1 pseudogene is annotated in these 566 nt (G+C 61.7%); it reads left to right on the forward strand.

What is annotated here, in order from left to right:
* A pseudogene (locus RYH74_RS26210) lies at positions 1-566 on the forward strand (hypothetical protein); the annotation flags it as partial.

Consider the following 566-nt stretch of genomic DNA (forward strand, 5'->3'; position numbering starts at 1 on the left):
CTGGAAGACGACCGCAGCCTGCTTTACCAGGCACTGCTGGCCAAGAACCAGAAGCTGATGCAGCAGGTGGCCAGCGCGCTGTCCGGGGACGACTTCGGCAAGGTGTACGACATCATCAAGGGCATCGCCGGTACCGCAGACGGCCAGCTGTTGATGATCAAGCCGATACAGGATGCCGTTGGCCAGTTGCTGGCCGCGACCAACAGCGCAGGGAATGCGCTCAGCCAGCACCTGAGTGAACGGACCAAGACCCTGATCGGCCATGTGCATCGCTCGGCGTTTGCACTCTTCGCCGGGCAGCAGGTAACGCCACTGCGGGTGTCGCTGACAGTGGGCGAATACATGAGCCTGCTCAATGAAGCCCTGGAGGCGCGGACCGATGCGTTTCTGCAGCAGGTAGACAAGCAGTTCCGTGACCCACTGGGCCGCAAGGTGCGGGCCATGGTGCTGAGTGGCGCGATCAATATTGCGGCAGCGGGTAACCGTAGCCAGATGATCGAGGTGATGCTCTGGACGTTGGAAAGCGCTGAAAGTTTGCAGGCGCGGTTGGTGCAGTTGCGCGAGGG

The organism is Pseudomonas sp. LSJ-87 (assembly GCF_032971465.1).
Taxonomy (GTDB): domain Bacteria; phylum Pseudomonadota; class Gammaproteobacteria; order Pseudomonadales; family Pseudomonadaceae; genus Aquipseudomonas; species Aquipseudomonas putida_Z.